Source organism: Legionella sp., assembly GCF_049790535.1.
Classification (GTDB): domain Bacteria; phylum Pseudomonadota; class Gammaproteobacteria; order Legionellales; family Legionellaceae; genus Legionella.
Genome location: NZ_JBAQZB010000159.1, coordinates 1 through 6,673 on the forward strand (window position 1 = coordinate 1; position 6,673 = coordinate 6,673).

A 6,673-nucleotide genomic window follows, 5' to 3' on the forward strand; every position below is an offset into this window, starting at 1 on the left:
CTAATACTCTAACCCATTTTTGTTCAAGCTAACATAACGTCAAAGAAGACAAAAATTAAGCAAAATTTAAAATGAAAGACCTAAATTTACTTTTCACAAATTGTGACTGATTTAATAATTGTAGGACATTCATTTATTTATTGCTTAGTTGACATTGAACGATGATTAATCCAGCAAAGAACTAAAGCAGCAAATAGTTAAATAACCTCTATAATCTTTACTAAGACTAGGAATTTAAGGTGAATTCCGGCTTGGGAGTGGTTGAGAAAATCTATTATTGTGGAGATATGGGCAATTACACTTAAGTTATCATTAACTATAGCAGTTAAACATTCACAAGCCCTATTTGGGATCAAGAAATTATTATCTTTAAGCAATGGAGTAATTTCACTTATTGGACATCTAATAACCCACAGAACATTTAACATCATTATTTTTGTCCCGAAGCAGAAGGATAAGAGCCTCAGTAAGATTTGCTAAATTTAAATTTTTCATCACTTCGATAAATGTATATGCTATATAGCAAGATTTTTTATGAACTTTCGAATTAGGATCATTAAAATAACAACAAAATAGGGTTAACTAGATCACTTTTCATTTTTAAAAGCTATCGTCGATAAGTAGATTATCGATAGCCTAGATTTTGATCTTCATCATAGTTAAAGCTTAGGACATGTTTTAATATTCACACGACAAAGAATTTAAAACACGCCCTAAGATTAGTAGCTGGTCATATCAGGATTATTCGATGGTATGCATAGGATGATTTATCTCGTCTTTTTTACAACCCATTCCACAGCATGCCCCAATACAACTGGATAATGCACCAACAAAAAACAAAATAAACAAAATCCAGCTGCTCCATGCTAAATTTTTTACTTCTGTAGTTACATTTTGATTTCCCGCAGCTGAAACATTAGGTTGGGCATTAGAGGGAGGAGCCTCGATAGAAGCTACTGCTGGATACAAACTATCTTCATAAAAGGAAACATAACGGCTCAGAGGCATTATCAATAGAGCGCTTAATATTAAAGCAATACTCCAGGTAATAAAGCCATGTAAAACTCCACCATGACAACAACAGTGATTAAATCTGCTTAAATAACCCGCTACAAAACCCGCTGTACCCATTGCAACAATTACGCCAATTAATATACCTAAAAAACCACCTATAGCAATAACAGCTCCATGAGAAGTTGAACTGTATGCGCTTAAACCGATTGCTATTCCAAAAACATCTAATAAAAAAGCCAGACCGATACCTACTATTGCTCCAGCAAAAATTGCTGTCCAATGTAAATGAGTGAAATTCGATTTATAACATTTTTCATAGCTTGTTGAATTTTCAGTAATCATAATAATGTCCTTATTTTTTTATTAAATATGTGATACTAACCAGATTATTATTAAAATACTCACTGGAATGCCCAATAACCAACCTAGAACATAACCCATAATTTTCTCCTTAATCGATACCAGAATAAGCAATTTCCTTATTTCACTTTTTATTATTAACACGTGTAACTTAAACAGTATAGTAAAAATATATTTAAAATTTGAGTTTGTCGATATTTTAACTATCATCACTCAGTTTTTCTGGAGGAAATGAGGACTTGAGCAAAGTATTAAGAAAAACAGTTCCTCCAGAAACAGCTGCAACACGAGGACCTGGCAAAATGAATCCTGATAGATTGAGAGGATCCACCGCAGCTATGGAAATTTGTTCAGTACTCAACTCTTTATTTTTAATGACACGTAGTGATTCTACTGCATAAGGTAACGCAAATTGCTCGCCTAAGAATCCCTCTATAAAACGCCCTCCTCTTATTTCACCACGTTCTTCTAATCGTCTAAATACAGTGTGCAACTCTCGCCAGCGAGGAATATTTTTTTCTCGTGCTAAAAGATCGCGAAAAACAACCCCGTATCTTTTAAGTAATATCCAACAAGTAGCTTCAATTTGTTCATTGTTAAATGAATGCAGACTCTTTTTTAAAAGTGACCAACGACCTGAACTGTATTGATGCCTAACTACACGGCGTTTTCTTTTAATCAAACGACGGCGAGGATCAATTAAAGAACGTAAATTATCAAAAAGATCTGCAGTAGTAAGTCCAGCAGTAACCAATTCCCACAATCCCATTTCAACTTCCGACTTAAGATGACCCACTCCATCAGTAATATCCATAAAAAAAGAAGCACCATTTTTTAATAGATAACGATAAATATCCTGTGCAATGTAGCTTAAATTTACCAAAATTTCCTCTTTAACACCTTCTTTCAACTCAATCAGCCAAAAAGAGGTTTCTCGTAAGAAAAAAGTAATTGGGGCGATACTAGTAGGTACCACGCGCTTATTCTCTAAAAAATTATCGGTGTGACTCATTGTTGAGGAAAGCCGACCCCACCCAATGATGCCCATAAGGCATAATTTATCCAAAAGTAGAGGATCATAATTTTTTATGCGTTGGGTAAAAATATGTGATTCTCAAGCTTTGGCGGGTAGTTCAAAGCCTTGTAATTGCTCAATTATTGTTAATAATCCTTGTTCACCACTTAATTGAGTTCCTGGTGCAACATGTTGCCAGGTTAATAGCCAGCGAACAAATTGTACTGGTGTTACTGGTTCTATTTCTTGGCGCAATTTTGCTAAGGTTAATCGATGAATACGCGCCAATAATCGACGCTCACACCATTCATGAGAAGCAATTCCCTCAAAACTTCCGCGCAAGATTAAGCCTGTAGCCTCTAAACGAATCAGGACATACTCAATTTCAGATTCATCTATGTCTAAAAATTGACTTAGAGCTAAAGCTGTAGTGGGGCCTAAATGATATAACCAGCCCCGAATAAGGTACAGTATACCATTTTCCCGATCCAGAGGAGTTGTTTCTATAGTTAATAAAGATTGATTAAGAGTTGCTTGCGGATAAATAGCTAAAAAAGAGTTGGCTTTTTCTATAGCAAACCAAAAAAGTTTGGTACCTATGCTGGCAGTTCCTGCACGTCCTGCGGCTAGCAATTCTTCTAAAAAACTTTGCCATAATACAGCTGAGTCAGAATTATGAGCGGGAAAAGCAATTACCGTTTGCAACATATCTTGTAACTCATCTGAATTTCTTAAATCGGGCCATGCTTGCTGTCGTACTTCCTTAATAACTTTCGGATCTAATTTTCCTAACTCTTCTACTGTACTTGCGGGTAAAGTACGACGCATAACCACAGCACGAGCTCGCCGCTCCTCCAAAGGAGCATCATCGAGAAAAGCATAAGGGTTGGCATTTAAAATTTCATGGGCAAATACTGAAGGAGTTGTGGTATCAATAGCCATGCATTGAATTTCTTTATTTTTTATTTTATTTAAAAGAACAAGTAACCCTTCGATGTTCAATGCATCCATTAAAGCATCTTTCATTGTTTCATTGACCAACGGATGATCGGGCAATTTAATATCATGTTCATCAAGATTATCCTGACAGGCTACAGCATCGGGAAAAACTGTAGCAAGCAAATCTTCTGCACGTATTCTAAGGATATTAGGTGGGACCTTTCGCCCATTACGAAAACGTACTAGAGCCAAAGCACGGCATGCACTCCAACGCCAACGAGTTGGAAACAGAGGTGATTGCAAAATAGCCTGGGTTACAATTTCTTTAGCGGTAACCGCACTTAAAAAATTAAACACATCTGCCAAAGGAAAACTGTGTTGTTCTGTCAAGGCAATATTGATACCATTATCCGTTGCAGCAGCTTGTAGTTCCACATTAAAAGAACGACAAAAACACTTACGCAAGGCAAACCCCCACGCTTTGTTAATTCGTGCACCAAATGGCGAATGAAGAACTAATTGCATTCCACCTGATTCATCAAAAAAACGCTCGGCAATGATTTTTTGTTGTGTAGGTACTGCTCCCAATAATGTTCGACCTTGCAAAATATATTGAATAATTTGGCATGCCCCGTTTTCATCTACTTTGCAGTAAGTTTTAAGCCATTGTTGTACCTCAGTGATTGATTTTTCTGCCATAGTTAATTTTGCGCTTAGAAGTTCACGTAAACGAGAAACTCGTAATGACAGTTCTGCAGTTCGCTCCGGAGCTTCACCTAGCCAAAAAGGGACACTAGGAGGTGCTCCGTGTGCATCCTCGACGATAACCTGCCCTTTGGTGCTTTCAATTCGATTAATTTTCCATGATGTGCTTCCCAGCAAAATAATATCTCCACGACTACTCTCAATTGCAAAATCCTCATCAAGAGTACCCACTACTAAATTAGATTCTTCGGTTTTTACGGTAAACAAACCATTATCTGGAATTGCGCCGCCATTTGTTATAGCTGTTAATCGACTACCACGGCGCCCTTTCACTATTCCATTAATACGATCATAAAAAAGATAAGCGCCATAACGACCCCGAGAACCTACTATTCCTTCAGCAAGCATATTAATTACTGCATCAAATTGTTTTCGATTTAAATACTTATAATGAAATGCTTTTTGTACTAAGAGAAACAACGCATCTGTATGCCAATCTTCACTTGCACAAATAGCAACAATTTGTTGGGCTAAAATATCAATAGGTTCATAAGGAATGACAAGCTGATCTAGGTCGCCTTCTTGAATAGCATTGACAATTGCAGCACACTCTAATAACTCATCACGAGTTGTGGCAAAAATACGTCCTTTAGAAACCGCTCCATGCCAATGGCCTGCGCGCCCTACCCGTTGTAACATTACTGCAATAGATCGCGGGGAACCTAATTGACATACTAAATCTATAGAACCAATATCGATTCCTAATTCTAACGATGCCGTTGCTACTAAGGCTTTTAATTCTCCATTTTTTAATTTAGTTTCAGCATCCAAGCGAAGTTTTTTAGATAAACTACCATGATGAGCGACAACCAAATTTTTTCCTAATCGTTCTGCTAAATGATGCGCGGTTTTCTCAGCTATGCGACGAGTATTCGCAAAAATCAAAGTGGATCGATTCTGCTCGGCTAAATGGGCGATTCGATTGTAAATTTCTTCCCACATTTGATTTGAAGCCACAGCACCTAATTCACTCAGTGGAATCTCTACAGCCAAATCTATATGTTTTGCATGACCAATATTAATAATTGCCGGTTTAGGTCGGTCATTCCCTACTAAAAAATTTGCCATAACTTCTACTGGTTTTTGGGTGGCTGATAACCCAATGCGTAATGGGGAAGAATAAGTTAGAGCTTCAAGTCGTTCTAACGATAAGACTAGATGAGCGCCACGTTTATCATCTGCTAATGCATGAATTTCATCCACAATAACTGTTTTAACTGTGCGTAAAATCTCTCGGCTTTTAGCTGCTGTAAGTAAAATATAAAATGACTCGGGAGTGGTGACTACAATGTGTGGTGGTTCTTTTAACATGATCTGGCGCACTTTAGCAGAAGTATCCCCTGTTCTCACCATCACCTTAATTTCATTCATAGGAATATCTTGCTTTTTGGCAAGTTTCATAATTTCATTTAAAGGTTTTATTAGGTTTTTTTGTATGTCATTTCCTAAAGCCTTTAAAGGTGAAATATAAAGTACTTCGGTTTCATTGGTTAAAGTACCTGAAATGGCTTTTCGGACTAATTGATCAATACAAACAAGAAAGGCAGCAAAAGTTTTTCCTGAGCCTGTCGGTGCAGAAATTAAAGTATTTTGTTTCGAAAGTATTTGTGGCCATCCCTGAGTTTGAGGCTCTGTTGGTAAACCAATTTGTTCAGAAAACCACTGTTGCACTATGGGATGTGCCCACGAGAGACATTCATCAATATTCACGGAATTGACCTGAAAGAATCATAAAAACTACTCATTAAATACATACCCAAAAATCTTATTAATTTGGGGGGAAGCATAACTGTGATACTTAGAATCGGCATGCCTCCTGAAAAGTTTTAAATACAATTAATCTTTTTTAGGAACCTTCTCACCATTTTTTCTGGTTTTTGAAAGTCCTATAGCTCCTTATTCTTTCGTTCATAAGATTCTAAAGGCAGAAATCTTAACAGAACTTATTTCTTTTTCTCTGTTTTAGATTGTTCATGATGTTTTTTCATTTTTTCATTAGGATGAGTGGCATGTTGTTGATCATGACGACGTGCGTCTTGCGATTCATTCTTAAATTTATTGTCTTTGGACATTCCTGTTCCCCATAAGATTAAAATAATACTCTGAAAATTAAATTTAGTTCATTATGGACAACAAATCAACCAAACCCATTTGTTAGGGACATTTTTATTGCTATTTACTACACTGTTGTTACTAAATAAAAGCCCCACTTTCTTAATTGTTTTTGTTTTTTTAGATTGATATTTATAATATAATCCGAGCTTTCAAAGCATAAAAAGGAATCGCTTCTATGAAAATCATTATCGGTGGAGGTACCGGATTAATTGGGCAGGTTTTGGTACCTAAGTTGATTACCTCTGGGCATGAAGTCACGGTTATTAGTAGAAATAAAGAAAAGATTAATACCTACTTTGAAAATACCGTAAATGCTGCTACCTGGGATGATCTTCCTCATTTAAATCCTGATAAGTTTGGCCTTATTATTAATCTTGCAGGAGAAAATATCGCAGAACATCGTTGGTCTTCTAAAATAAAAAATAAATTATTTTCCAGCCGTCTTGAGACCACTTCACGCTTTAT

Annotated in this window: 5 protein-coding genes and 1 pseudogene; 1 reads left to right on the forward strand and 5 read right to left on the reverse strand. The window is 36.4% G+C overall.

Annotated features, from left to right (window positions below):
• Positions 1-741: 741 nt before the first annotated feature.
• The 5 genes and pseudogenes from WA877_RS11005 to WA877_RS11025 all read right to left on the reverse strand — a co-directional run bounded on the left by WA877_RS11005 (position 742) and on the right by WA877_RS11025 (position 6,165).
• Positions 742-1,356, reverse strand: a complete 615-nt coding sequence (locus WA877_RS11005; protein WP_425170964.1) for a hypothetical protein — start codon at positions 1,354-1,356, stop codon at positions 742-744.
• 217 nt (positions 1,357-1,573) lie between these two features.
• Positions 1,574-2,440 carry an Lhr family helicase gene (locus WA877_RS11010; protein WP_425170965.1) on the reverse strand — a complete coding sequence of 289 codons (867 nt, stop codon included), beginning with the start codon at positions 2,438-2,440 and terminating at the stop codon, positions 1,574-1,576.
• Between the two features lie 48 nt (positions 2,441-2,488).
• Positions 2,489-5,803, reverse strand: coding sequence for a DEAD/DEAH box helicase (locus WA877_RS11015; RefSeq protein WP_425170966.1), 3,315 nt, complete (start codon positions 5,801-5,803; stop codon positions 2,489-2,491).
• A gap of 126 nt (positions 5,804-5,929) precedes the next feature.
• Positions 5,930-5,986, reverse strand: a pseudogene (locus WA877_RS11020) (DUF6496 domain-containing protein); the annotation flags it as partial.
• A 50-nt stretch (positions 5,987-6,036) separates the two neighbouring features.
• Complete coding sequence (locus tag WA877_RS11025) at positions 6,037-6,165, reverse strand: hypothetical protein (RefSeq protein ID WP_425170967.1); 129 nt, start codon at positions 6,163-6,165, stop codon at positions 6,037-6,039.
• Between the two features lie 218 nt (positions 6,166-6,383).
• Here WA877_RS11025 and WA877_RS11030 point away from each other — a divergent pair.
• On the forward strand, positions 6,384-6,673 hold a 290-nt coding region (locus WA877_RS11030), incomplete at its 3' end, for an NAD-dependent epimerase/dehydratase family protein (protein ID WP_425170968.1).

Bases quoted from the DNA above. Each gene is read 5' to 3' on its own strand.
- WA877_RS11005 (WP_425170964.1), bottom strand. From the start codon at position 1,356: ATGATTACTGAAAATTCAACAAGCTATGAAAAATGTTATAAATCGAAT.
- WA877_RS11025 (WP_425170967.1), bottom strand. From the start codon at position 6,165: ATGTCCAAAGACAATAAATTTAAGAATGAATCGCAAGACGCACGTCGT.